Annotated in this window: 25 protein-coding genes and 2 pseudogenes; 9 read left to right on the top strand and 18 right to left on the bottom strand. The window is 46.0% G+C overall.

What is annotated here, in order from left to right:
- Positions 1-220: 220 nt before the first annotated feature.
- Positions 221-835, top strand: coding sequence for a helix-turn-helix domain-containing protein (locus tag C1710_RS02625; protein ID WP_102279073.1), 615 nt, complete (start codon positions 221-223; stop codon positions 833-835).
- Positions 832-1,164: pseudogene (locus C1710_RS02620) on the top strand (IS3 family transposase); the annotation flags it as partial. The gene C1710_RS02625 and the pseudogene C1710_RS02620, both read left to right, overlap by 4 nt.
- Positions 1,165-1,240: 76 nt before the next feature.
- On the opposite strand, the gene C1710_RS02615 reads toward C1710_RS02620, so the two are convergent.
- The 6 genes and pseudogenes from C1710_RS02615 to C1710_RS02595 all read right to left on the bottom strand — a co-directional run bounded on the left by C1710_RS02615 (position 1,241) and on the right by C1710_RS02595 (position 5,448).
- A complete protein-coding gene (locus tag C1710_RS02615; protein ID WP_042513950.1) occupies positions 1,241-2,599 on the bottom strand; it encodes an IS4 family transposase in 1,359 nt (452 codons plus the stop codon).
- 166 nt (positions 2,600-2,765) lie between these two features.
- Positions 2,766-3,084, bottom strand: a pseudogene (locus C1710_RS02610) (hypothetical protein); the annotation flags it as partial.
- Positions 3,085-3,203: 119 nt separating this feature from the next.
- Positions 3,204-3,353, bottom strand: a complete 150-nt coding sequence (locus C1710_RS08245; RefSeq protein WP_180961282.1) for a hypothetical protein — start codon at positions 3,351-3,353, stop codon at positions 3,204-3,206.
- A gap of 41 nt (positions 3,354-3,394) precedes the next feature.
- Complete coding sequence (locus C1710_RS08315) at positions 3,395-3,544, bottom strand: helix-turn-helix domain-containing protein (protein WP_235857998.1); 150 nt, start codon at positions 3,542-3,544, stop codon at positions 3,395-3,397.
- 181 nt (positions 3,545-3,725) lie between these two features.
- Entirely contained in the window at positions 3,726-4,091 is a 366-nt protein-coding gene (locus C1710_RS02600; RefSeq protein ID WP_102279728.1) for a winged helix-turn-helix domain-containing protein, read from the bottom strand.
- 169 nt (positions 4,092-4,260) lie between these two features.
- Positions 4,261-5,448: an AlbA family DNA-binding domain-containing protein gene (locus tag C1710_RS02595; protein ID WP_102279726.1), complete on the bottom strand. Its 1,188-nt coding sequence runs from the start codon at positions 5,446-5,448 to the stop codon at positions 4,261-4,263.
- Positions 5,449-5,880: 432 nt separating this feature from the next.
- Between C1710_RS02595 and C1710_RS02590 the strand changes: the two genes are divergently transcribed.
- Complete coding sequence (locus C1710_RS02590) at positions 5,881-6,243, top strand: hypothetical protein (RefSeq protein WP_146002360.1); 363 nt, start codon at positions 5,881-5,883, stop codon at positions 6,241-6,243.
- 5 nt (positions 6,244-6,248) lie between these two features.
- Here C1710_RS02590 and C1710_RS02585 read toward each other — a convergent pair whose 3' ends face one another.
- From C1710_RS02585 to C1710_RS02535, 11 genes are all read right to left on the bottom strand, one after another.
- Positions 6,249-6,890 carry a helix-turn-helix domain-containing protein gene (locus C1710_RS02585; protein WP_102279721.1) on the bottom strand — a complete coding sequence of 214 codons (642 nt, stop codon included), beginning with the start codon at positions 6,888-6,890 and terminating at the stop codon, positions 6,249-6,251.
- A gap of 148 nt (positions 6,891-7,038) precedes the next feature.
- A complete protein-coding gene (locus C1710_RS02580; protein WP_102279719.1) occupies positions 7,039-9,675 on the bottom strand; it encodes a DEAD/DEAH box helicase family protein in 2,637 nt (878 codons plus the stop codon).
- On the bottom strand, positions 9,675-11,390 hold the full coding sequence (locus tag C1710_RS02575) for a site-specific DNA-methyltransferase (RefSeq protein ID WP_102279717.1): 1,716 nt from the start codon (positions 11,388-11,390) through the stop codon (positions 9,675-9,677). The genes C1710_RS02580 and C1710_RS02575 overlap by 1 nt, the downstream gene beginning before the upstream one ends.
- 2 nt (positions 11,391-11,392) lie before the next feature.
- Positions 11,393-11,518 (bottom strand): hypothetical protein, encoded by a 126-nt coding sequence (locus tag C1710_RS08425; protein WP_268874808.1) that lies wholly within the window; start codon positions 11,516-11,518, stop codon positions 11,393-11,395.
- Positions 11,519-11,988: 470 nt separating this feature from the next.
- A complete protein-coding gene (locus C1710_RS02565; protein ID WP_102279715.1) occupies positions 11,989-12,762 on the bottom strand; it encodes an ABC transporter ATP-binding protein in 774 nt (257 codons plus the stop codon).
- Complete coding sequence (locus C1710_RS02560) at positions 12,752-13,648, bottom strand: ABC transporter permease (RefSeq protein ID WP_102279713.1); 897 nt, start codon at positions 13,646-13,648, stop codon at positions 12,752-12,754. Before C1710_RS02560 ends, C1710_RS02565 begins: the two co-directional genes overlap by 11 nt.
- A complete protein-coding gene (gene trpX / locus C1710_RS02555) occupies positions 13,648-14,637 on the bottom strand; it encodes a tryptophan ABC transporter substrate-binding protein (RefSeq protein ID WP_102279711.1) in 990 nt (329 codons plus the stop codon). Before trpX ends, C1710_RS02560 begins: the two co-directional genes overlap by 1 nt.
- Before the next feature lie 320 nt (positions 14,638-14,957).
- Positions 14,958-15,482, bottom strand: coding sequence for a flavodoxin family protein (locus C1710_RS02550; RefSeq protein WP_180961281.1), 525 nt, complete (start codon positions 15,480-15,482; stop codon positions 14,958-14,960).
- A 131-nt stretch (positions 15,483-15,613) separates the two neighbouring features.
- Positions 15,614-16,390: a putative ABC transporter permease gene (locus C1710_RS02545; protein ID WP_102279706.1), complete on the bottom strand. Its 777-nt coding sequence runs from the start codon at positions 16,388-16,390 to the stop codon at positions 15,614-15,616.
- A gap of 3 nt (positions 16,391-16,393) precedes the next feature.
- Complete coding sequence (thrB, locus tag C1710_RS02540) at positions 16,394-17,260, bottom strand: homoserine kinase (protein WP_102279702.1); 867 nt, start codon at positions 17,258-17,260, stop codon at positions 16,394-16,396.
- Between the two features lie 13 nt (positions 17,261-17,273).
- Positions 17,274-18,563, bottom strand: coding sequence for a homoserine dehydrogenase (locus C1710_RS02535; protein ID WP_102279700.1), 1,290 nt, complete (start codon positions 18,561-18,563; stop codon positions 17,274-17,276).
- A 107-nt stretch (positions 18,564-18,670) separates the two neighbouring features.
- On the opposite strand from C1710_RS02535, the gene thrC reads away from it, so the two are divergent.
- The 6 genes from thrC (at position 18,671) to C1710_RS02505 (ending at position 25,809) form a co-directional block, all read left to right on the top strand.
- On the top strand, positions 18,671-20,158 hold the full coding sequence (gene thrC, locus C1710_RS02530; protein WP_102279697.1) for a threonine synthase: 1,488 nt from the start codon (positions 18,671-18,673) through the stop codon (positions 20,156-20,158).
- Positions 20,159-20,290: 132 nt separating this feature from the next.
- On the top strand, positions 20,291-21,835 hold the full coding sequence (locus C1710_RS02525) for an ABC-F family ATP-binding cassette domain-containing protein (protein ID WP_102279695.1): 1,545 nt from the start codon (positions 20,291-20,293) through the stop codon (positions 21,833-21,835).
- 15 nt (positions 21,836-21,850) lie between these two features.
- Positions 21,851-22,957 carry a DHHA1 domain-containing protein gene (locus C1710_RS02520; protein WP_102279693.1) on the top strand — a complete coding sequence of 369 codons (1,107 nt, stop codon included), beginning with the start codon at positions 21,851-21,853 and terminating at the stop codon, positions 22,955-22,957.
- On the top strand, positions 22,947-23,591 hold the full coding sequence (locus tag C1710_RS02515) for an HAD family hydrolase (RefSeq protein ID WP_180961280.1): 645 nt from the start codon (positions 22,947-22,949) through the stop codon (positions 23,589-23,591). The genes C1710_RS02520 and C1710_RS02515 overlap by 11 nt, the downstream gene beginning before the upstream one ends.
- 196 nt (positions 23,592-23,787) lie before the next feature.
- Complete coding sequence (locus tag C1710_RS02510) at positions 23,788-24,513, top strand: gamma-glutamyl-gamma-aminobutyrate hydrolase family protein (RefSeq protein WP_102279689.1); 726 nt, start codon at positions 23,788-23,790, stop codon at positions 24,511-24,513.
- Positions 24,514-25,809, top strand: coding sequence for an APC family permease (locus C1710_RS02505; RefSeq protein ID WP_102279687.1), 1,296 nt, complete (start codon positions 24,514-24,516; stop codon positions 25,807-25,809). It abuts the gene before it with no gap.
- Positions 25,810-25,877: 68 nt separating this feature from the next.
- Here C1710_RS02505 and C1710_RS02500 read toward each other — a convergent pair whose 3' ends face one another.
- Positions 25,878-26,789: a proline iminopeptidase-family hydrolase gene (locus C1710_RS02500; protein ID WP_102279685.1), complete on the bottom strand. Its 912-nt coding sequence runs from the start codon at positions 26,787-26,789 to the stop codon at positions 25,878-25,880.
- Between the last annotated feature and the right edge of the window lie 6 nt (positions 26,790-26,795).

Genomic DNA, 26,795 nt, shown 5'->3' with positions numbered 1-26,795 from the left:
TTCAACGACGGAAAAATTAAGGTTACTCAGTAATTACCAAGATTCAGACTACTNCGCTCGGGCGTACAATACCCCTTAGGGTTGACACTTTAAATAATAAAAGTGTCATCTCTAGGGGGTGTTTTGAATAGGAACATATTCAACGACGGAAAAATTAAGGTTACTCAGTAATTACCAAGATTCAGACTACTCACTCGGGGTATACGCGGATTATCACCAGGTGCGGACCTCTAGCCTTAACAGATGGATTAAACAATTTTTAACGGCTGGTTTGGCTGGATTGATTCGCCCTGAACACAATCACAGGTACACACTTCAAACCAAGCGATTAGCCGTTAAAGCTTACCTTTCAGGTACCCTGTCAGGCCAAGCAATTCTCAATAGATATCAAATTCGTAGTCTTTCCCAACTACATCAATGGATTGTCCGGTACAATAGTGGACAATTAAGTGTTGCTTACGCAACAAGAAAGCGAGCTAGGAAAGTGGGCCGAAAAGTTACTTTTGAGGAGAAACGGCAAATTACTCAATGGACAATTGATCACGAGTATAACTATCAAGCCGCGGCAGAAAAATTTAATGTCAGCTATCAACGGGTCTATTCATGGGTACGAAAGTACCAAAGAACTCACGATTGGGAATCCCTTCAGGATAACCGGGGTCGCCATAAAGGCAAAACACCAACCAATGAAGTGGAAAGATTACGACAAGAAGTAAGGCAGCTGAAAGCTAAAGCGAAGGAACGGGAGGTACAGATTGCCTTCGCAAAAAAATTGGTCGAAATACACAATCGGGAGGTGGAACGGCCGGACGATATCAAGCGATTCAGGAAATGAGCCAAAGTGGGTATAAGGTATCTGATCTAGTTAAAGCAGCCGGGGTAAGTCGGCAGGCTTACTACAAGTGGCTTACCCATGAACCGACGGTTCATGATATTCAAGATCAAGAAATTCTAAAGCTCGTTAAACAGTTAGAAGCACAACATAAACACTGCGTTGGTTATGACAAGATGACCCGTTTAATAAAGCGGGAAAGATTATCATACACAGTTAACAAGAAGCGCGTCATGCGCATTATGAAGGAACACAGTATTAAAGCGGACTATCGTCAGCCTAAGAGAAAACGTGTGCAGGAGCAGGAAACTTATGAAGCACAGAATACCCTGANAAACTGAAACTTGAAAGTATGAAGACAGACTGATCCCTTGGTATCACAGGGCATATTTTAATTAATTTAACCATTTAGCTTGCTGTTAACAGCGAAACTAACCGTTTCGGCAAAAATGTGAAGAACTGATTCATCATCTGAATAATTTGGGCTCTTCTTGCATAAACTTCATGATTAATAATCGTTTTTAACGAATTTAGAAGCCATACCAGTGCTTGAGACAACTCAATATCTGGCATGGCTTCGTTCATTATAAAGAATAAATCCCCAATGGTGCGATCATCCTGATTTTGCCGTTCCTGCCAAGCTAATAGGTCATAAGTCATCATGACAATTGCTAAATGGCCACAAAGCCCGTCATAATTTTGAACTTGTGATTTGTCGAGCCGCAAGTATTGCTTGGCAACTTTAAAGTAATTCTCAATTTGCCATCTTCGGGCGTATAGTTGAATGATCGCTTGTGGCTGAAGGCCTAACTGAGTCGTTGCCAGTACTAGGTAGTCATCTTGACGGGCCCGATTAGCCACAAATACCAAGCGAAGCTTGAATTTTTGGTTCCCGACGTGCGCTTCGACAAAGCAGCTGTATTGATAAGCTTGCTTGGGTTGATATTTTGAGGCCTGCAGTCGCTTGTATAATGCTTTAACTGAATATTGCCGTCCGCGATATTGATAGTAAATTTTGCTGGATCGTTTAAGCATGCCCACGCCGTTTAATCCCAACTTGGTTAATTCATAGAACATTTTTGGTGAGCTATACCAGCTATCAAATAACACATAGTCAGCTAGAACGCCATTTGCGAGGGCTTGCTTGACAAGTTGCAATGAAACGAGGTTCATTTTTTGCTGTGCTTGGCGACGTCTCCGGCCAGCAATTGTTCGTTGATCGGTTGTTTTAGCTGATTTTCCAAGGACGTTTTGTGGCTTCTTGGAAGACATTAATGCAAAGTTGATCGGTAAGAATGTATTGGCGTCACTCCAACCCAAAGTTAAAGCCCGGTATCCCTTAATATATAACTGTTTGTCATGGTCAAAGACTCGCGCTAGTAATTCGGTTTGGGTGGCGTACTCACGGGAAAAGAGTGTATCGTCAATGATCAATGCTAACCGCCGCCGGCGGTCAATAAACGGTCGTAAATGCTTGATTAAATGACTCCCAACTTGACAAATCAAGCGTTGCCAATTGATCCGGCCATCGTTCAAATTATTTCTGACGGTGCGACTGGTAAAGTTAGGTGTTTCATGGGCTCGATAAAGCGAGCGTCCCAGGAACTTTGTCGTGAGCAGCCATTCAATGACCTTCATCAAGCTGATTTCTGAATTCCGGCGATAATTCACCAACTTGGTGAGTTTAGATAGACCAATGAGGGAAGTAAATTGATGAACAATATTGTGAAGCTCGTTTTCTGTATTTTTTTGTCTTATAATATTCATGACGTAAGTCTCCTTTGTATCTTGGTTTTGGTCGACTAAAGTATACAACGCAGGAGAGCTTGCGTTTATTTTTTTGCCAAAAAAGCCAATAACCACACGCCTTTGGCGTGATTATTAGCTTTCAAGTTTCAGTTATTTAATGTGTCAACTTGACAGGGTACAGTACCAGCCATCCTGAGTCGATATTTTTGTCTTGCAGCCACTGATAATATTTTTCGAGGTCATCTTTGACGGGCTTTAAGTACAAAGTGTTCTGTTTTTGGGTCTTCTGATCGACGATATAAGCGTTCTTTCTGATGGGATCCATCGTCTAAGTAAATAGATTTGCGTCTGAGAGCCAATAAATCTGATACCTGAAGCAGGGTTGCCTTGCCAACTTGGAAAATTGTGTAATTTCGGCGTCCAAAGCGGAAGTTGTTGAGCAATGTGTTTTCAACTTCATGGAGAATGTTGCTGTCTTTGATTGGCAGGACGAGTTGTTTCATGAGATTTTATCTCCTATAAGAAAGTGTGTGGGCGCAATAGCCCCTGATCTACCTTAAATTGGGGTTATTAGCTCTCCGATTATTGCACTGGATTATTTCCGAAAAAACAATGGACCTAATTAATTACTAGGAAAGCTGTTTTGGAAGCTAGCAGAAATGCCGGCTTTTTTTGTTTTAGAAAAATTTGTGCCACCAGAATTTAATGCCACCATGAAAGCCGCAATCACCACTACAATTAGAAACCAATAATCTTCTAAAAATTCTCCCAAAGAGTATCCCTTATTTTCCTCATTGATTTTTACTATTTCCTTTAGCAGCTTTTTGTTGGAAATATCTTTCTTTCCATTCTCCTTCGGTCAATACCTAGGACTAAATTATCAAGGCTAACATCAAATAGCTCGGCTAGTTTGACAGCAGTGGCTAGGTCAAGTGTGCTGTCACCAGATTCCCATTTGGAAATTGACTGTCGGGTAACGTGAACGGCTTTAGCAACATCTTCTTGTTATAGGCCATCACGATTCCTTAATTGTTTAAGTTGGGTTGAAAATTCCATAAGTTGTTCTCCTCATTTTAGTTTACTTTCATTATGAGATTGCTTAGGGGCGATAATAAAGCAAATATCGCTTATAAAACCGCAACTATTAGCATACATTCATGTTAATTTGAGTTGCATTGTTGATTTGGCGCGGTTTGGAAGGCCTTTGTTTTGAAAGGTGCCATCCTTTCATCACTAACTGATGGATGTACTGGCTATCATTAGGATTAATATTTTTGCCAAGTTCAGTCAATTCAGTAATCCCCCTTTTGGGATGTTTAATCAATTGTGCTTTGCTAAGTGATGTGAGGGCAAAGCTGAGTCGTCTCATGAATGGTTGATATTCATTACCTGTTTTTTGGGACTTTACATATTTCAGTGAATCATTAGGAATAGCATCTATATTAGTTACTAGATACTCTGCTAGTTGAGGACGCGTCATTGATTGTTTCTTTTGCTGTAAGCTAAGCATTTGAGGATTTTCACTTCCAGGAAGTCTTCTTCTTTGTAGTTAGTTAGCTTTGTGTATTCGCGCATAATATGCTCCTTAATTAAGGGCGATAATTAATCAATTGAAAGAAATGACCCCTATATTCTGATTGTAGGATACAGGGGCTTGGTATATCAAGGTTGCTTTGGAGTTATTTAATAGAAATAGACCTTGTTTCTAAATAATTATTAATAAGTTGGCTCACATTTGATTCTCTACACATCTGCTCAATATGAGAACTTTGCATTTCAGGATCATCATTTTTGAAATCCATTGAGAGCGCACCTTTACATAAGTTCAGTTGTTCGTCTGTTGGTGTACACATTTGCTTAATAGTTTTATAATGCTGATTCAAATCTGCTGTAACTTTATTGAGATGTTCATAATCTTGAAAAATTACAATTCGTTTCAATAACTGCATTCTACTTCCGTAATCGGGGGAGATTGCTGGTTTATGCATTTTTAAGATTAGTTTTTCAACAGCGAAATCCAATGATCCTGCTAAATAATATTGGAATGTAAGCGAATAATTAGAGAATTTATCTATAGAGTTTAAGGCGGGAGTAACTGTCATAAAACGACCACCATCCATAGCTACCACAAGTAGCTCCTTGATAGTCCTATCTCGATATTTAAGTGTTAGTGTATACCAAGACATATTCATTCGAACTTGTCCTAAGGCATATGACTCTACTTTATACCTAGGAAAATCATCCTTTGTAAGGTACATACAATAATCTGGATCTACATCATATATAAACCCAGTTTTATCCATCTCAAAATATTCCCAGTTGTTTACATCTGCTAATTTAATCTTATATTGTTCCTGAACTGGAAGGTCTAATCCAAATCTTTTCTTCCAAAGGCGTTCAACTTGGTAATCACTTGCCGAGGCGCTAATAGCTGTATTTGTGTCATTTTCTCGTGTAAATATTTGTCCAGCATGTATAGGACGGTTAGCTTTTTTGGGGCGTTTATCCTCATCAAGATAGACAGGAACATCTAACGTATCTTTGATTGTAATTACATCTACTGTATGTTGCCCCATTTGGATAGGAGTAACGATCACTTTTGGCGTATGCGAGTTCGCGATGGGTAATGAATGCAGGAAATCAGTTAAATTTTGTGTATTCAACCTATTATCATCGTTCTCTACACCACTAACATTGTGATTGTCGTCCACACCGATGATTAAGTAGCAGTCTTTATGATGGGCAGTATTAACGAAGCTAAAAATATCCTTTATTAATTCTGTTTTCTTATTTGGTGCATACCATTGCTGCTTAAAATCATGATATTCGTCTTCAGGGGCGGATAATAAATCTTCTAGTGGGATCATATAAGTCCTCCTATAATTATTCTGTTATACTTAGTAAGTCATTCGTCACCCTTTGGATATATGGGAAGGAGGGTGTGAATGTTGCGCTTTCAAGACTATTTCTTTCAGCTGGTTAATGCATTACTTGTAACCTACTTTGGTTGGTGGCTGAACAACCACAAGAAGCATTAATTCAGTAATCGAACGGCAATTTCGCCCACAAATAAAAGCCTCTCACTACTTGCACTAGTGGGGGGCTTTTGTGGTTGAAGTACGTTTGCACTTCGACTATTTCTTTCTATAAGTATTATAGCACGTTTGCCTTGGAATACTAATATTACGTTTGCCTAGTAGATGCCTGCTATTTTTACTAGCACTTTTTATTTTTCCTACCATTCATGCTATACTTTGTTCGAGCAATATGCGAACAAACGTTCGAAAAGGATGAATTGAATGGTGAGATATTTTCGTTTACGTAATATGCAAAACCAGCGTTATTTTGGTATTCGCAACACTGATGTTTTTGAGACGGAACGCAAACACGCCCTCATTTATCGTGAGAGCGTGGCAGATTGGTTATTAAGTTATGCTAATCGGATTGGTGAACAGATGGCGCAAAGTCGCGGCGAAGAATTTACCGGCTATGTGCTGGAGCCTGCGTCATTGAGCGAGATTAACTTCAGCAATCAAGAACGAGACCGGGTTAATTACTTAGCGCGTAATCCCGAAGTGACCTATACGGACGCGATTTCGCAAGTCCAGCAGGAAATTGCCGACCAATACGAGGACTGGGCGACGTATAAGCCGTATGTGTGAGAGAGCTATTCTCTTGCCTTTTTCTTGTTTATGTATGCTATGACCGTAGAAATAGTCGTAGCGATGATACATAGAATAGCAGTAACGATAAAGAGCGTATATTCCAGGTAATTAATCGCTTTATCTAATTGTTTCCCAGTATAGAAATAGAGTGCGGTAAATATAATTAAAGTACATATTAAGAATATAGTTACTATTTTTGGAATTAGCTTTTTAAGAAGACGATTATCTGATATATATGTACTAAAGCGACTTGCCACAAGGGTAATTAAACCATTCAAGATTAAAATAGCAATAGTAAGTGGCGCAACCATTGGTTTGTTAAAAGCAGTGGTGTCGGCAATAAGCATAATTAGTAATACGACAAGTAATCCAAAAATTGATAGTAGGCTACTTAAGATATCAAATTTCTTTTGTACAGTATCGCGTTCAAGTGACTTTTTCAATTCCTGGTCCTCCCTTAGTAAAGAGTCGATTGAAACGTGATAGAAATCGCTGATTTTAATCAGTGTACTTAGGTCAGGGTAGCTTTTACCTTTTTCCCAGTTCGAAATCGTTTGTCGAGTGGTAAATAGTTTTTTAGCTACATCGGCCTGAGTAAGTTGCAGCTGATTTCGTTGTTCCTTAATGCGTTCTCCGAAGATCACGTTTCTCATCTCTTTTCGTTGGGATTAGCGTATGATATCAGGGGTCATAAGTCTAGCAAAGGTTCTTTGCATTGTTGATATGAAGGCATTTATAACCTGTCGAGAAAAAAACTCTCACAAGAAAAATGTGAGGTTTTTTTGCATTGGATTAATCAATCTTTTTGCGCAAATCGTCCATCATATGATGAAGGTCTTGATGTCCTTTATCATCTTCAACGTAGAATTTTACCCCGTACAGTTTTACGTTGTCAGTTTCGCCGAGGATAACAACATTTTCTGGATTGATCCGACTGAGTAGTTCTTCTTTCCATTTATCTTTTTCGAGAAGCTGCTGCCCTTTCGGTTCCAGATAAATTTGGTAAATGTAGTCTTTGTTGTCGAGGTAAAGGACAAAGTCGGGCATGTAGCCTTCATAACGATAAACCTCTTCACCAAAATCATGAAGTTTAAAGTCAGTATTGCGTTCGTCAATTCGTAATAAGTAGGCGTTCTTGAATTTTTCTTTGATGTGTGGAATTTCTGCACCGATTTTGTCAATAAAGTTCTTCTCTAAAATGTCGACAATTGCGTAATCGTAAACGAACCAGTCTTTGCCTTTCATCGGGTTTGGACCAATTTGTGCCGTGTGAGGATCGTTAAAAGCATCACGAACCCGCTTAGTGTAATCTTTAATGACTTCGTGAACGGCTACTGGTTGGAATTCATCAGTCCCTTTTGAACGTTGGAAATTATGAACGAGGGCATTGTTGACCCGTGTTAGATATTTCTCAACTGCCCGTAAGCGTAACTGTGGAGTGATTTTTGCTCCGACGGCAACCCGGGCTTGCACAACTGCATGTCCCAGCCACTTATCACTCGTCAATAGTTCTCGAACACTAGTTAGTGTTGGACATTGCTTTTTCAGCTTATCAAATCTGAAGAAATCATTGAATGAGATAGCAGTATTAATCAGGGCTCTATCGGATGGGTTAATAAATGAAGCCACGTTGACTAATTCTGTCGAAGCTTGATCGTTCCGATCAGCGCCAGTATTAATTTGTCGTTCTGACGTTGTATTAATCAAATCAATCGGCTCGGTCGTGGAGGGATCGAAGCCGTATTTTTGAATACAATCGTAATGCGATGCTGGTACGGTTTCTACCTTGTTGTAATAGATATTACCGTGACGATATGTAGCAGTGCGTTTGAATGACTTTTTGACGTTGGCAGTATAAAGCTTAAACTTAGTATCTTCATTAACCGGTAAATCAATGGCATCTAGGGACTTCCGCAGGTTTTCAAGGTACTGTGGATTGTTAATGGTGTGGTAGTAAAGCCGCTCCAGAAGCTGAATTTCAGGTTTCCGGTCGTCAAAGCGGCGAACATAAGACTTCTTCCCCTGGTAAATAAAAGGATTATAGCGGGCACCACGGCCAATTAACTGGGCTTCGGCATTAGTGTCTTTTGGCTTAATATTTTTTTCGCCAATTCGGACAATGTCGTATAGGTTCAGAACGTCCCAACCTTCACTTAACTTGGCAACGGCGAAGACTGAGCGAACTGGATTATCTGGGTTTTCCAGATTATTTAACTTGGTGGCGACGTTAGAATGATAAAGCAGTCCCTTAGATCCTGGGTCGTTGGCGTTGACTGTCGTCAGTTCACGGAAGTCATGCTTTAACTCCGCCACTGTTTCACCAAAGCCCTGCTTAAGCCAGTAATCATAGGCCATACTGAGGGCTTCACTCTGGGTAGATTGGTTTTGAGACTGAATAAATTCTTGCAAAGACTCAGCAGATAAGCTGTCAATCATCGTGAGGAATTGTTCATTAACTGACTTAGATTGGGCAATTGTGTTTGATTTAAACAAAATAACCGGCTTAAAGTCAGGAATACCCATGTTCTGAGCAATTCGCTTCCGATATTGTGATAATAAAACAGCGTTGAGCATTTTATCCTTGTCACTATTGTTGGCCTGCAATCGGTAAACTTGCTTGGAATACCCATCGTTAATGAAGCGGCTGAGATCATACTGGGCGATTATCTTGTTCTGATATTTGTGATAGATATCAGGGTTATGTAGGTCGATTGTTGCCGTAAATTCCAATTGCTGGTTTTGTGGATTTAGTCCCCGAATTTCATCGAGTAGTGATTCCCAGCTCTTGCTTTCAGCATTAGCTTTCTTACTCCGTGTACCAACGTTAAAGTGGTGTGCTTCATCGGCTAAAATCACCAGTTTATGGCGACTGAGGGAATCTCGTGTAATACCATTCTCTCGTGGTACATTGAAGTCGTTTGATAACTGTTGAATACCGGAAAACTTGATATAGATCGTATTCTGTTCCAAAGTTACTGGAAAATCATTGGTTTGCTTAATCGTTACCCGTTGACCGTCGATGGTTAACGGATCTTGGTATAGGTACTTGGGAGAAGCATTGTTGGTCAGATTATCGATGGTTTTGCTGACAACGGCTGTGGTGTTTGTAGTAAATAAGAAACATCGATACCCCCAAACATGATACATGTACAAGATAATTGCAGCCATGATATCAGTCTTTCCCGACCCAGTGGCCATGTAAAACATGAGCTGATTATAGTTGCTATCATTACCAAACCGTCTTTTAACGGCGTCTAGGTTATGGATGGCAGAAAACTGGTAGTCACGGAGTTTGTGCTTGAGGTTTTGACTGATATACAGCGGTAACCGTAGCATACCTTCATCTTGGCTAAAAAACGACGTATCATTTAGCCAATTTAATAGTTTGAGGTCGATTTTTTCTTGCGGGATCGATTTCTTGCGAGCCATTATTCTGACTCCTTCCCGTAGAAACTCTTATTGAATTGATAATCACTATTGGAAATCAGATCGCGGACATCAGCATCATCAATGTTGGCTTCATTGTAATAAAGCTGGTTTTTGTCCAGCAGCTTAATGAGTAATTTCTTTTGGCCCTCAAAGGATAGTTTTCTCCGATCAGGATCATCTTCAAATTTAGCCAGGTCAACCCGGAAATCAAAGTCGGCACCGGCTTTCATACGTTGGAAAATAGCGTCTAATTCATCGAAAGTCGTGGCTTTCTGTAGATCTTTCAAGTATCCCTGATTCTTCTCCATCAATTCAGCGTAGACGAAGGAACCACCGCCTTGCCAGTTTACTTTTTTTGAAATTCCTTCTTGGCTACCCTTTATAACCTTTTGTAGGCGAGGAACCGAAATGGTATTAATATAATTCATTTGCTCAATACCAATAAAACGTCGCTTCATTTTCATTGCAACAGCTTGTGTTGTTGCGGATCCCATGAAGGAATCTAGAACTAAGTCATTTTCTTTCGTTGTGGCCCCTATAATCCGTGCTAATAGTCTTTCAGGCTTTTGAGAGTTAAATCCCATCCTTTCTGGGTCTTTTTGTTGCAAGATCGATATATTCCAGACATCATCTGGTGTAATTAAATCGTTTTCATAATACTTATATATTTTACCTGCTGATTTAATTGAATAGTAAACCCTCCCATCCTCATCGACATTCCTTTTCATATTATTTCGCTTTTTAGTTCCTCTTTTTTCGCCAACCATTTTATTATCAGGAAAGTACTTATAATTTGATGTTTTAGAATACCAGAAAATAGTATCATGCTTCTTAGCAAATGAATTTTTATAACTACCACCGGAACCATAGTGCCAAATAATTTCATTAATAAGATTATCTTTCCCAAAAATTTCGTCCAATAAAATTCTTAAGTAAGCATCCTCATGCCAATCAATATGTACGAAAATGCTACCAGTATTTGTTAACAAGTTTTTTGCGATTCTTAACCTATTTTGAAGAAAAGTAAGCCACGTTGATCTATTATATTTATCATTATATGGGAAGTCGTTACTTGTATTAAAAGGTACATCAAAATAAATTAAATTAACTTTACTGGAGTATTTTTCTTTTAAGCTATGTAATGCAACAAGATTGTTTCCCTTGATAATCAAGTTATCTTGATCATCAAAACTATTTGCCTCATGTTCACCATCTTTATCATAGCGCTTGGCGTTGATTAAAACTTTTGGTTCCAAGAGCTCACTAATTTCCGCATGAGCTAATGTTTCATTCAGGAATGGTTCATCAGCCCCAACCTCGGGATCAGCGTCTTCCTTATCCATGCCAGCTTTGAGGACAGTATCTTTATAAGGAAAATCGAGGACGACATCAGACGAATCTGAGATGAATTTGCCTCCGCTAGCTAGACCGATTTTGTCGGTATATTTAGTGAAGCTATCCTCCCAGAAATCCTTATATTCAAACATCTCGATAAACTTGTTTAGCTTGAAGATTTCGGTGCCGGCGATCATCTCGGTGTAATTATCATGAATGAGCGGATTGGCTAAGAGAGCAGCCATTAATTCACGATCATACTGATCGAGGTCATTAATGACGTTACTACGCTTCAACTCGCCTGATTCCGTAAGATATTTAGTGCCAAATTGCTTTAAGACAGACTTAACTTGCTCAATAATTTTGGGTTCGACTTTCATTTTTACTTCTCTTTCTTTTCAAACATTTCCAACCACAGCTTATACGACCGCATCTCATCCGTGCTCAGTGACCGCAGCACACGATCAATCGCCTGGTCAACAGTTTCATCTTGTGTTTTGATGCTCAAAGCATTTTCCGGTGCATTAATCTCCAAAAAAGTTTTTTTGCAGACGAACCGTCTGGTAGGTTTAACGCTTGCTTTTAGGTCGACCTACCCGGCGTTTTTTGTTTTCCATTCAGAAGCATAAATTTTTATAGATTAAAGCGGCTTATTCTTAAAGAGGCCTTTGAATCTATGTTTATCAATTCCTCTAGCGTATCTATGATAATATGTACGCATTTTTATTGTAAATATCTTTTTAAGATTAAACTTAATTGTGATGGAAAAAGTTAGTAGGGAATTGATGCATACTAGGTTTTGTATTTAGGAATATAAAAAAGGAGAGGTGACTACGTTAAGATCCAGATACTTGTTTATCAAATCAGAGTATATAATTTGATAACACAGTAACTGTATCATGAATTTCTTAAGACATAAATTGTTGAACGAGCAACAAAAATACGGACTTGCTTCCTTAACGAAACAAGCCCGTATTTTTAGTCCTCAAAAAAGTCATATAGCTGGTCAAGGGTCAATTGTTGCTTTTCTTTACCGGCAAAGTCAGCCACAATCTGACCGGCCTTTAAAACAATCAACCGGTTGCCATAGGTCAGGGCGTCCTCCATCCGGTGGGTAATCATCAGAGCCGTTAAGTGGTCCTCGGTAATCCGCTGGTTGGTGGCGTGAAGGAGCGACTGACTGGTATGGGGATCGAGGGCGGCGGTGTGTTCGTCCAGCAATAAGATATCTGGTCGTTTGATCGTTGCCATCAGGAAACTGAGTGCCTGTCGCTGACCGCCGGAAAGGTTGCCAGTAGCGGTGTTAAGGCGCTGTTCCAGCCCGTTGTTCATCGAGGCGGCGAGCTGTTTGAGTTCCGGCAGGCGCTGTTTGAGGTGTCGCGGAATAAGGTGACGTTTTTCGCCCCGCTTAGCCGCTAACAGCAGATTTTCGGCCACGGTCATCCGCGGGGCCGTCCCCATTTTGGGGTCTTGGAAGACGCGGCTGAGGAAACTAGTCCGCTGTTCTACGCTCATTGTGGTAATGTCGACACCCTGGTGAAACAGTTGTCCACTAGCAACCGGCAAACTGCCGGCAATCACGTTAAAGAGGGTGGACTTCCCAGCCCCGTTGGTCCCAATGATGGAGATGAAGTCACCATCGTTGATCGTCAGGTTAATCTTCTTCAAGATCGTGGTTTGGTTGGGCGTTCCCGCGTTGACCACCGTGGAAACGTCTTTTAGCTGTAACATTGGTTCGCGATTATTTGTCATGACTAAGACCTCCCTTGACGAATGGTTCTTTGATGTGCAGGACGTTGTTTAGTCGTGGCAGCATCATGCATAGCGCCAGAACAATTGAAGAAATCAGGTTCAAGTCGTTGGTGGAGAAACCAAGCTGGAGGACGGCTAAGAGGATCAGCCGGTAGATGATACTCCCGAGGGTGACGGCGACTAACCGCTGGTTGAGGGTAAGGTCACCGAAAGCCACTTCCCCAATAATGATTGAGGCGAGGGCGATGACGATCGTCCCAATTCCCATGTTAATGTCGGCGTAACCGTTGCTCTGCGCAATTAAAGCGCCGCAAAGGCCAACCAGGGCGTTGGAGAGCATTAGGCCAATGATGACCATTGAGTCGGTTTTAATCCCGAGCGACCTGGCCATGACCGGGTTGTCACCAGTAGCGATAAAGGCCTGGCCAAAGTCGGTTTGGAGGAAGAAAATCAGACCGGCCGTAATAATCAGAATGACGATCAGCCCCAGAAAAACGCTGTCAAAGTATTGGGGAAGATTCCGGAGCGGCGTCAGCAGGGTTTGCTTACCGAGCAGGGAAACGTTGGATTTCCCCATGATCCGCAAGTTGACGGAATAAGCAGCGGTCATGGTTAAGATTCCCGCCAGCAGGCTGTCAATTTTCGCCTTGGTGCACAGTAAACCGGTAATCAGCCCGGCAGCCATTCCGGCAAGGGCGGCGAGAACCGTTGCCCCTAGTGGCGAGATACCGTGAGTGATGGCGGTTACCGCGACGGCAGCCCCGAGGGGGAAGGTTCCTTCAACCGTCATGTCGGCAAAGTTGAGAATGCGGAAGGTCAGGTAAAGACCAATTCCCAGCAGGGCCCATAATAATCCCTGCCCGATTGCTGAAGTAATTAAGTTCATTATTTAAACACCTGCCCTTTCGTTTCTGCTTCGTGTTCAAAGTGCTTTGGTACCGTCAGACCCAACTTATGAGCTTGTTTGAGGTTCAAAACTGGTTCACCGTGCCGCGAAAAGTCAATCGGCATCTTCGCGGGGTTCTCCCCTTTCAAAATTTTACCGGTCATCCGGCCGCCACGGACACCAAGGTCGTACTGGTTGATACTGTAGGTGGCAACCCCGCCTTGTTTAACCATCTGGGCGACTGCCGGGAAGATTGGCTTGTTAACAGCGTTAGCGTTTTTAACTAGGGTCTGCATTGCGCCGGCAATGGTGTTATCAGTCGGGACGATTAAGGCATCGTTATTATTTAGCGCCGTTTGGGAAACCTGGTTGAGGTCGTTGCTATTAGCAATGGTGTACGACTTCAGGTTGACGTGTTGCCGCTTGGCTTCCTTAACAAAGAGGGCGTGTTCGGTTGATGCGGAGTTATCGCTGGAGGTATAGATGATTCCGATGCTTTTGGCATGGGGAAGAAACTCTTTGACCAGCGCCAGTTGCTGAGCTACCGGTGCTTGGTCGGAAACCCCGGTAATGTTGCCGCCAGGGTGGTGGTTATTTTTAACCAGCCCAGCCCCCTGCGGATTGGTTACGGCCCCGAGGATGATCGGTATCTTAGTTGTTGAGTTGGCAACCGACTGGGCTGCCGGGGTGGTGATGGCAAAGATGGCGTTGTCGTGCTCGTTGACTAGCTTATTGGCCATCGTCTTGAGGGTACTTTGATCACCCTGCGCGTTCTGGTAGTCGATTGTTAGGTTCTTTCCTTCATGAAACCCTTCGTCTGCCAAACCAGCAATAAAGCCGTGATGAATTTGGTCGAGCGAGGGGTGGTGCATTAATTGCAATATCCCGACGGTGGGGTGCTTACTTTGAGACACACCGTTGTTTTCCCGAAAGAAGGCCACACCGAGGAAGACAAATAAAACGGTGATGAGGGTATACATTCTTTTCATTGACATTTCCTCCCAGTAGTTAGCAAAAAGAAAAAGGAGCCCGCTACACGGACCCCTTCTCTTCAGGATGCCCGCAATGATCTTGCTTCACATGCGGGCACTAAGTATTAATTGGATGCCAGCACGGAATTAACCCGAATTGTGTCAGGCTGATTCCGACCGGAGTCAACCCGAGCTACTGGCTTTGCCAACGACGCATCATCTGTAATTGTTGGATAAAGTTTTTGCTCATGATTGACACTCCCTTCGTTGATTTGTCTGTAAGTATACCGGCAGGACCAACGACTGTCAATAAAACATTAAAAAAATCTCATAAATAGTTAAGCGGAAGTACTGGAGGCGTCAAAGCTTTTGCCCAGCTCAAAGGCCATCTGGGGATAAAACCGCAAGTGGTCGGTACTGGTTTTCGCTGCCAACACTTGGCCGGCGTAAGTCCAACCCATGTGGTCAACGATTGCTTTAAACTCGGATTTTAGCGGGTCAAAGTCATCATTTTGCGACGTTGCGAGTAGAATTGCTTGTTTGTCGCCATGAAGTTCTTCATCACGTTCTGCCATGTGGTCGACAACGGCCTTAAGCTGAGCAGACATCCCAAAGTAGTGCATAGGGGTAGCGAAGGCCAAAATGTCAGCGCTCACCATCTTATCCAGTAAACCTTCAACACGATCATCTCCGGGCAGGAGTTGGTTATCAGCGTTGAAAGCGAGCGGTGAAACCGGGTGGAGACCAGCGTCGAACATCTCGACGGTATTTCCCGCTTCTTTGGCACCCTTAGCCAGTTGCTCAGCAAGCTGCGTCGAAGCGCCTGGCTGATGGGCACTTCCGGTAATTACCAAAAATTTCATTATAATAAAGGCCTCCCAGTTTATCTGCACATGTTGCATTAATAATTATAACACAATTATGAACTAAGAGGTTGCTAGAAGGCTGGCAGTATGTTTTCAACCTATAAATAAGTCAATGTAAATTGACACCATTACTTGTGAGATTTTTTGTTGGAATACAGCTGGTGCTGATGAAGTTGGTGGTGAAGAGCTGATAAGTGCGGTGCTTCTTTAACTTTTAATGTCGGATAGTTATGCATCATCCGCCGTTCGTTCCAGGTCGGGTGGACTAACTGAACCAACCGGGCACGCCGCTGGTGCTGGTTGAGCCGGTGCTGATCCATTGCGTCAAGCAGCTGAACGTGCAGCCGTTGGTTTTCTGCGTGAATCCGTTGTTCCCAAATGGCAGCGTGTTCCTTAAACTGAACGGTGTCAAGGATGGTCATGACCGCGTCAGTGCTCATCACTAGCGCGACAGCGATGGCTGCCCAGTGAGCTGTCTCATACTCGACAAAGTTAATGAACTTCAGGACGGCAGGTTGGACGTCACGAACGAGAAAAACCGTCCCAACGCCCCAAAAAAGCGAGATGGCTGGCGCAACCCGCCCCTGGAGGTTACCCCAGTGGTTGGAATAGTCCCAGAGTTTCATGTGGAACGCCTTTTCAAGCAACAGGCTGGCAAAAAACTCGAAAATGGTGGCTACCAAACAGCCCATGAAGAAAAGGGCGATGAGGTTATTATTAAAGTTGTCAGTGCAGAGAATGATCGTGACAATAGCAAAGCCATAAACGGGACAGTAGGGGCCGATTAAAAATCCCCGGTACTGGAGAGCTCGTTGCCTCAGGGAACAGTAGATCGTCTCCCAGAGCCAGCCGATGAACGAGTAGCAGAAAAACATCAGAATGATGTCATCAATGGTGAATCTCATTTGTTATTCCTCCACCCGGACGCCCTGGTCGTCGATGGCTAACTGCCAGAGTGGGGCAGTGAGACCATGCAACCGCAATGTCCGACTAAAGAGATCGGTTCCGTTATGCGGGATCAGGGTCATCACCGTTGGACCAGCGCCACTGAGGTAGGTTGCCAGCGCCCCGCAGCGGTGACTGAGCCGGCGAATAGTGTGTAATTCTGGTACCAGCTGTGCCCGGTACGGTTCGTGAAACAGGTCAGCTTCCATCATTTTTCCGACTACCGGATAGTTGCGGGCAAAGAGGGCGGCCACCAGAGTATTGGCAATTGCGCTAGCGTGAGTTGCTCGCGGATAGAGCATTGTGGCTGGCAAAGCTGCCCGCGAATCCGCGGTCGCAAGGTTATAGCGGGGAATGTATGCCGCAAGGGCGTATGGCGGTTCAGGTGCTTTGACGGCATAGAACTGTTCGTCGATACTCGTGCCGACCACAATTCCACCCATAATGGCAGGAACAACGTTATCCGGGTGTCCTTCCAAACGAGCCGCTGCCTGGACCTTTTGTTCGTCGGTTAAATTCAGCTGGTTGAGCTGGTTAGCGAGTTCGACTCCGGCAACATTGGCACTGGAGGAACTGCCCAGCCCGTGCGACAGTGGAATATTGCTAACGACGGTCAACCGGTGGGGAACCAGGGGCGTCGGGCTAGTTTTAATTGCTGCCTGAACAATCATGTTGCGCTCGTCATGAGGGATGTTGGGCAGGTCGTGATCAACTTGCCACCGGTCTGTTTCTTCGCCCACCGTCATTGTCAGGTAGCGGTTGACGGCGACACCAATGGAGTCGAATCCCGGCCCCAGGTTAGCACTGGAAGCCGGCACAATAATTCTCATCATTAATTCCTCCTTACTTATCTAAGACCTTGTAGGCCGCCTTCAGTTGCAGAGAATGGTGGGGTGATTTATCAATCGCGGCCTGGAGGTCAAGCAACTGGCGACGCGTCATTGAGTGGGTGACAATTGCCAGTTTGGCCAACCCTGCAGTAGATGATGATTGAACGATGGTTAGGAAACTAGCGTTGATGTCCGCAAAAATCTTCGTTAAACGAAGCATCTCACCAGGAACGTCCTTCATCGTCAGTGAGAGGTAGTAACGGTAACAAATATCATCCAGCGAGGTTGATTGGTAGTGCTGACGGTAATTATTGAACTGGTGACCGGTGGTGCCGGTCGCAATGTTTTGGGTGACGGCAATAATGTCACTTAAAACCGAGTTAGCCGTTGGCAGTCCACCAGCGCCGGGACCGTAAAAGAGGACGTCGCCGACAGCCTGGCCGGTCACCATCACGGCGTTGCGTTCGTTATTAACGGTGGCCAGTGGGGTCCCCTTTGGAACGAGGACGGGAGCCACTTCGGCAAAGACCGATTCTTTCACCCGCCGGGCAATCCCGATGAGTTTAATGATGTAACCAAAGGCGTCTGCTTGCTTGATGTCCTCCCGGTTAATGTTTTCAATTCCCTCAACATGCAGGTCATCAATGGTTAAGCGCGTGCCAAATGAGAATTGGCTAAGGATAATCATCTTGTAGGCCGCGTCAAAACCGGCAACGTCATTTGTTGGGTCGGCCTCAGCAAATCCCAGGTCCTGAGCCTGCTTGAGGGCTTTTTCGTAACTGAGGTGGTCGGCATTCATCTTGGTCAGAATGTAGTTGGTGGTACCGTTGACAATCCCGCGAACTTCCAGAATCTTATCAGCCGGGAAACTATTGGCAATCGTCCGTAAGATTGGGATCCCGCCAGCCACACTTGCTTCGTAGACGAGGTCAACGCCGTTATCTGCCGCCAACTTCGTTAACTCGGGCCCGTCAGTAGCAATTAAATTCTTGTTAGCAGTGACCACGTGCTTTTTGGCCTTGAGGAGCGCCGCAATCCGTTCTTTGGCCGGATGAATGCCGCCCATCACCTCAACAACAATTGGAATCTCCGGATCGTTGAGCAATTCATCAAAGTTGTTAGTCAGGTAGGTATCCCACAGCGGGACTTGCCGCCGTTTGCTCGTGTTGTGAACGACAATCGTTTTGACGTGCAACCGGCAACCGGTTATATTCAGGATCTTTCCTTCGTTATCCTGAATCATCTTTAAAACACCGGAACCAACCGTTCCCAGGCCAATCATTCCGATCTGGATTTCTCTCATCTATGACGCGCTCCTTCCAAAGATTAGGTTTTCTCTCATTATTCTATCATAATCCAGTTAAAGTGCGGTATAATGGGCGCATCAAATCTTCTTAAGGAGGGCCTATCATGCAATACCGGAGTACTCGGGGAACTGTCGCCAACGCCAAAAACGCCGCAGAAGCGGTGATTCAGGGACTTGCTCCTGACGGCGGCCTTTACGTCCCCGTTGACTTTCCTCACCCAGAATTTTCACTGGAACAATTGAGTGGCATTACACTTCAGCAGGCATCGTCGCTGGTGTTGTCCTGGCTGATGGACGACTGGTCAGCTGAGCAGCGGACGGCTAGCATTCACCGTGCTTACTGTAGTCAGTGGGATGATCCGGCAATTACCCCGCTGACCAAGAAAGTAGGTGGCAATTACTTCCTGGAGCTCTTCCACGGACCAACTTTGGCCTTTAAGGATGTTGCTCTTCAATTGTTACCACAGCTGATGACGCGGGCGGTCAAACTGATGGGGCTCGATCGCAAAATCGTCATTCTAACGGCAACCTCTGGCGATACCGGTGGCGCTTCGATGGATGGGTTTAGCAACGTGGACGGGACCCAGGTGGTTGTCTTTTACCCGCACCATGGGGTGAGCCCTGTTCAGCTCCACCAGATGCGAAGTCTGCCCGGTGATAACCTAACTCCGGTAGCGGTCGATGGTAACTTTGACGATGCCCAGCAAAACGTTAAGCAAATTTTTAATGACCCGCAATTACGGGCTGAATTAGCGGCTCACCAACTGCAATTCTCTTCGGCTAACTCGATGAATATCGGGCGGCTAATTCCCCAGATTGCTTATTACTTTTATGCTTATGGACAGCTGCTGGCCCGCCACGACATAAGTGCCGGAGACCAGGTCAACTTTACGGTACCAACTGGCAACTTTGGCGATATCCTTGCCGGTTATTACGCACAAAAACTGGGACTACCCGTTCACCGTCTGGTTTGTGCCTCAGACCAAAATAACGTCTTAACTGATTTCTTTACGACTGGTAAGTATGACCGCCGCCGTGATTTTACGGTTACCAATTCACCATCGATGGACATCTTGGTTTCCAGCAACCTGGAGCGGCTATTATTTGACACTGCCAACGGCGATGACCAGCGAGTAGCTGCATTAATGTCCCAGCTGCAACGGCGAGGCTTCTACCAGGTTAGTGATAGTGAAAAAGATTTCTTGGACAGTCATTTTGCGGCTGGCTACGCGGATGAGCAGCTGGTTAGAGACGAAATTCACCGTTCATACCATCAGGATCACTACGCCATTGACCCGCATACTGCCGTGGCGTCGGCGGTCGCTCGCCAGTACCAGGAAGATAGTGGTGATGAAACCCCAATGGTCATCATTTCGACGGCTAGCCCGTTTAAGTTCCCGGAGACGGTTTACTACTCCATTACTAGTAAAGCAGTGGATGAGCCGGGACTGCCAGCTATCCGTCAACTACAACAGTTGCTGGGCGGTTCGCTGCCCCGTGGTGTGGCCAACCTCTTTAATCGCCAGGACCGGCCGCAGCGCGTTGTTGATCCGGCAGCCATGAGCGGCTTGTTGGAGACGATCCTTTTCTAGGATAATTAATTTGCCCTTCGTACTTGGTTTTGGCCGAGAACGAGGGGCTTTTTATTGTTCAACAGCAGGGATGTTTCGAAATTAACGGGTGGATTATGCTACTATTAGTGGTGGTATAAAGGAGCGAAACAAATGAGTTTATTAGAAGTCAGCGGGCTGACAATGAGCTACGCCGATAAGGAACTATATAACGATGCCAGCTTCCGGCTGGAAAAGCACGAGCACATGGGGATTATTGGGCAAAACGGTGCCGGGAAGAGTACCCTCATCAAGATCTTAATCGGCCAGGTCCTGCCAGTTGCTGGAACCGTTAGCTGGCAGCCGGGAACAACCCGCGGTTACCTTGACCAGTACGTGGACATTCCCCAGGATGAGACTCTCTTACAGTTTTTACACAGTGCGTTTGCCAAGTTGTACCAAACGCAGGACAAACTTACTAAGTTATATGCCGACCCTCGCGCCATGACCGATCCGAAACAACTGGAGAAGGCTGGCCAAATGCAGGATTACTTGGAGTCGCACGGGTTTTACGACATTGACACCAAGGTGGCTGAAGTAATGTCTGGTCTGGGATTAACGGAACTGGGCGAGGACCGCCTGGTAGGCAAGATGAGTGGTGGTCAGCGGTCAAAACTGATCCTGGCTAAGCTCCTGCTGCAAAATCCTGACGTGATCTTATTGGATGAACCCACTAACTACCTGGATACGGCGCACATTGCCTGGCTGGTTGACTACCTCAACGACTTTGACGGGGCGGCCATGATTATTTCTCACGACTACGACTTCCTGGAAAAGGTGACGGCCACCATCTGTGACGTCAGTTTTGGCAAGATTACCAAGTACCGTGGCAGTTTCCAGCAGGCGATGCGGCAGAAAGCTGAACGCCAGGAAGCTCAAGAGCGGAAATACGAAAAGCAGCAGGAAGTAATTGAAAAGGCGACCCGTTTTATCCGGAAGAATAAGGCCGGTCGGAATTCCAACATGGCCAAGTCCCGGGAGAAGATGCTGGCCCGGATGACAAAAGTGGAGCCGCCGTCGACGAACCTCAAGGCGACGTTCCATTTTCCGTACGAAGAAAGCGGGTCGGCCAACGCGCTGCGGGTTGACCACCTCAGCGTGGGCTATAACCGACCGTTGCTCAAACCAGTTACTTTCTCGCTGACAATGGGCGAGAAGATGCTCTTTAGTGGGTTTAACGGGGTGGGGAAAACGACGCTGATTCGGACCATCCTCGGCGAACTCCCGGCTAAGGGCGGCACGGCAACGTTATCTCCGTCGGCCAAGGTCAACTACTTTGACCAGAACCTGACCTGGGATAACCCCAGCCTCACGCCGTTGCAGACGATCCAAAACCTGTTTCCGACGATGCAGCCCAAGACGATTAGAACCAAGCTAGCGCGGGCAGGGATTAACGCTGCCAATGCGGCCAAACCACTTCACCAGCTTTCTGGGGGCGAGCAGACCAAGGTTAAAATCGCGGTGCTCGAACTGACACCGTGCAATTTCCTGATCATGGACGAACCGACTAACCACCTGGATGACGAGACGAAGGAGGGCCTGAAGCGGGCTCTGCAGGAGTTCCCGGGGAACCTTTTGCTGGTGAGCCACGAAGAAAGCTTTACAAGCGGTTGGCTCGATAAGGTCCTGAACGTTGAAAAGCTTAGTTTGCGCAAGTAGTGAGGAATGACTATCATGGCAAAACAATTAATCAAGGTATTTTCGCACAACGACCTCGACGGTTTCGGCGGTCCAATGCTATTGCAGAGCGTCCAGCCAACCGTCTTTTCCAGCGTTGAATTTGACGTCGAACATATCGGGGCGGGACAAATTGACGCTACCCTGGACCACTGGTTTAACTCGCCGTCGTTAAATAATTACAGTGACGTTTACATCATGGATATGACGCCGGACTCGGAGAATACCTTTAAGGAGCTAAACCAGCACTTCGCTAACCACTGGCTGGTCTTTGACCACCACGAATCCGAAGAAGACCAGCGGCGGCGTTATGCTGCCAATACGGTTGCTCCCCATGGCGAGATGGTTCACGCTAGTGCTACTAGCATCGTGTGGGACTGGCTCCAGCAACAACCGGGGATGGATCAGCTGGACAGTCAGCGGCGACAGCAGTTAGCTCAGTTAGCAGAGCTAATCCGGGCATACGATACCTGGGACTGGCAAAATGATCCCGAATTACCGACGTCAGTGAGTGAGGGCGCTGACCAGCTCAACGAATTGTTCTGGTTTTACCCGAAAAAACGGGCCGGAGAGTTCATGGACCACGTCTTTGCAGCCGGCTGGGATGCTTACTGGCAGGATAACGAACTCCTGGTCCATACCCTGATGGAGCGGCGGGCAGCGTACATCAAGCATCACCTGAAGGATGTTTTGGAGACGACAGTTAATGGGCACCGCTTGGGTGTCGTTTACGCGAGCGACTACCAGTCACAGTTGGCCCATGACCTCCTGAAAGACCAGCCAGAACTTGATGCGGCCTTGGTGATCGGCGCCATGCGGATTTCGCTGCGGAGTAATGATAAAATGGATGTAGCTAAGTTTGCTGAGCAGTATTATCAGGGTGGTGGTCATGCCAATGCCGCTGGTGGCCGGCTGACGATCAACCCGGTGAAAATTGGGGAGCAGGCGGTTATTGACCAACTGGTAAGTGCGACCAAGGCGGTCCACGAAGAAAAGCAGGATAGCGAACATACACTTGCTGATGACCTAGACCCAGAAGTAGCCGGTAAACTGGCAGCATTGTTGAAGCAACAGCCTGATGAGGAGAACAAGAATGGCAATTAAAAACTTCATTTTTGATATTGATGGGACAATGATTGACACTTTTGACGTTTATATGCCGGTGCTGTTCGAGGTCCTAGCTGATTTTGGTTATCACTACACCCCGGAAGAAGAGCAACGTTACAGCAAAGAGGTTTTTGGGATTCCGGGAACTGAATCGCTGGAGTACATTGGCATTAAAAAGGAAGATTTTCAGGCGGTTTCCGATGCCTGGGACGAGGCTGCCAGCAAGCGGCAAAAGGATGCGACCGTCATTGACGGCGTGCCGGAGATGCTCGCTGAATTGTCAGCCCGGCCGGATGTCCAGCTGGGAATTGTCACTTCCAAGGTCCGTGACGAGTATGAGCAGTACTTCCGCCAGGCATTTCCTATTGCTAAGTACTTCTCCTTTGCGATCACCGCGACTGACACTGTCCGTCACAAGCCATATGGCGACCCGTTGGTCAAGGCGATGGAAGACCATGGCTTGAAAGCAGAAGAAACGATTTACGTTGGTGACACCATCAACGACCTGAAAGCTGCCGCTGACGCTCACACGCACTTTGCGGGGGCGGTTTATGAGTCGGCAATGCCAGAAAAGCTGAAAGATAGCGAGTTTCTGTTAAAGCGTCCAGCGGACTTGTTGAACGTTCACTAAACAGGATAAAAATTAAAAATAACGAACCGGTAAGAAGCTTGATGATGAGCTCCTTGCCGGTTTTCTTTATGCAATAAAAATTATATTACTCTCATTTTCTGACCGTCACTGACGATTTTGTTCACTCAGAGCATTGACAATCAAGCATTCTCGCTGTTTAATGATTATTAAAATCTAATGAGAGAAGGGGTTAGCGATGCGAATTGGGATTAGTGCAGACGCGGATTTGGAGCCAACGGAGATTATTAATCTGCAGTTAGCACACTTTGCACCAAAGCCGTTAGTCGACGTGTTAGTGAAACACCAGGTGGTGCCGGTGATCCTGCCGATCGTTCCTGGTGAGATGGCATTAGCGTCTCTTCAGGGATTAGATGGTTTGATTATTCCTGGCGGCCATGACATTGCACCAGAATACCTGTCAGCAAACCCGAGCAGGTTCATTGGACCGACTTATTCACCCCGGGACGCCTTCGAGTTTCCCCTGGTAAAGGCGGCGGTCAAACTACACCTACCCTTGTTTGGGATTTGTCGCGGCATTCAGGTAATTAACGCGGCACTTGGCGGTTCAGTCTACCAGGACCTGCCAAGCGAGTATGAGGCAGATAACCTGCTACCCCACTCACAACGGAGTCGCGGTGACTTGCCAACCCACCGCGTCAAAATTGATGGTGATAGCCAGCTGGGGCACGCCGTTGGTGAAACCGCCCTGGTGAACTCCCGCCACCACCAGGCGGTTAAAGACGTTGCGCCGGGATTACACGTTGTGGCAACGGCTCCTGACGGGGTGGTTGAAGCAGTAGAAAACGATGACGCATCAATTCAAGCAGTTCAGTGGCATCCGGAAAATCTTTGGCAAAACAGCGAACAGCAAGAACGCATTTTTACCGCGTTCTTTGACCGCGTAGCAAAGGGGGAAGACTAAATGGAAGAAGCTAATAAACAAAAGATGGGAATGGGGAGTGTCATCCTCTTCGGAATCAACGGAATTATCGGGACGGGGATTTTTCTGTTACCGAGTTCTGGAATGAAATTATTTGGTCCGGCTAGTTTGCTCTCGCTAGCGTTCGACGGCCTCCTGGTATTCTTGATTGCACTTTGCTTTGCTGAGTGTGCTGGCTTGTACGGAACGAATGGGGGGCCTTACCTATATGCCCGGGGAGCCTTCGGCAACTTTGTCGGCTACGAAGTTGGATTTATGACCTGGGTAGTACGGATGATTGCCGAAGCCACCTTATACGTCGGTTTTGCCACGGCGGTTGGCGGGATTTTTCCGGCGCTGAACACCCCCTTTATCAAAAACGCGATGGTAACCGTGTTAGGTATTTTCCTGATGCTGCTCAACATTGCAGGGGTCCGGTTAACCACGAGGCTAAACGATATTATGACTGTTGCCAAGCTGGTTCCGTTGCTGCTGGTAGCGTTGTTGGGGTTGTTCTTTCTGCATCCAGCCAACTTCCACCCGTTCTTTGTGCCAGGCAAGGCTTCAACTGCCAACTTTGCCCAGACAACTCTGACCCTCTTCTACGTGTTCAGTGGTTTTGAGGGACTAGTTGTGGCTGCTGGGGAAATGCGTAACCCGAAACGCAATCTTCCCAAGTCACTGCTGATTTCGCTGAGTGCTGTTGTTGCGATTTACATGTTGATCATGGTTGCCTGCATTGGTGTCTTAGGGACTGGCCTGATGAAGTCGACTGTCCCGGTTCAGGATGCCCTGCAGCGAATGGTCGGCGAATGGGGGAGCGTCCTGGTTGCTGCAGGAACGCTTTGCTCCATTGGTGGAATTTGCGTGGCTTCCTCCTTCATCACCCCGCGTTCCGGGGAAGCACTGGCAGAACACCAGATGATGCCAGCAGTGCTCGCCAAGAAAAATCGCTGGGGTGCACCTTACGTGGCCATTATCGTCTCAACTGTCGTCGGCTTGTTGTTGGCCTACACGGGAAGTTTTGCTAAGCTAGCGATGATCTCGGCCATTTCCCGTTTTGTTCAATACATCCCAACCTGTTTGGCTGTTATTGTCTTCCGGCGGACTAAGCCGGAGGCAGTGCGGAGCTTTAAGGTGCCATTTGGCCCGCTGATCCCCCTGCTCGCCTTAGCGGTTTCTGGCTGGTTATTGTTCCACACGCCAGCAGAAAACCTTCTCTGGGGCTTTGGAGCATTGCTGATTGCGGTACCATTCTACTTCATCACTGGCCGCCATGCCGACGCTGAATTTAGTTAATGATGAAATTCAATAAGAAAGAAGGCAACGTTCATTCATGAGCGTTGCCTTCTTTATTTGTACTCTGATTAAGCGTTGAAGCGGTCTTCTTCGACTTCCTTAATGAAGTCGGCCACGTGCTTGTAGAAGACACCAGGGTTATCAGTCATCTGGTGGTGACCAGCACCAGGCGTCGTTACGAACCGCGCGTGGGGGATCAGTTCGGCCATCTTCTTACCAGTCGGAATTGGCATCGATTCATGACCACCGTAAGTGATTAACGTTGGCATGGTGATGTTCTTCAGGTGGTCGCGGAAGTGCCAGCTAGCTAATTTACCGGTAATGACGAACTCGTTATCACCCTGGAAAGTGTTGTAGATTGTCGGGTCGGTTAAGTCCTGGAGGTGTTCCAGCTTGCTTGGCTGCCGCCGATCAATGTAGCCCTTGTTAAGGACGTCGACGCATTTTCGGTAGCGGTCGTTGTTGTAGTCGTTGTTGGCTTCACATTCCTTCATGAAGGCCACGTCGTCAGCCGGCAGGACCGTTTCCCGGATGTGGTTAATACTCTTAACGTAGTCGTCAATGTCGTCAACCATCCCGGAAATGATGGCCCCTTTAAGGTGTTGACCATACTTTTCGGCGTAGAGTTGGACGAGCAGGCCGCCCCAGCTTTGCCCCATCAGGTAGAAGTGGTCAATTCCCAGCTTTTGGCGGACTTCTTCAACTTCATCGAGGAAGTAATCGTAAGTCAGGACCTCATCGCGAACTGCCGGGTCGGAAAAGTCCGGCGTGTCAGAGTACAGTGAGCCCAGTTGGTCGTACATGTGAACCTGGACATTTAGTCCCTGCTTGGCGAGTTGCGTTGCGGTGTCTTCCCAGTATTCGTGGTTGGCCCCAGGACCACCGTGAAGGCAAAGCAGGTGGATGTTGCCTTCACCCTGGGTGTTGGTCCAGAGGTGGTAGCCATTGTGCAGTGTAATAATGGTTGTTCCTTTTTTCATCAAAAT

The organism is [Lactobacillus] timonensis (assembly GCF_900240275.1).
Taxonomy (GTDB): Bacteria; Bacillota; Bacilli; order Lactobacillales; family Lactobacillaceae; genus Limosilactobacillus; species Limosilactobacillus timonensis.
Note: the sequence above shows the minus strand (reverse complement) of the source record. Positions and strands in the feature narration are given on the sequence as shown.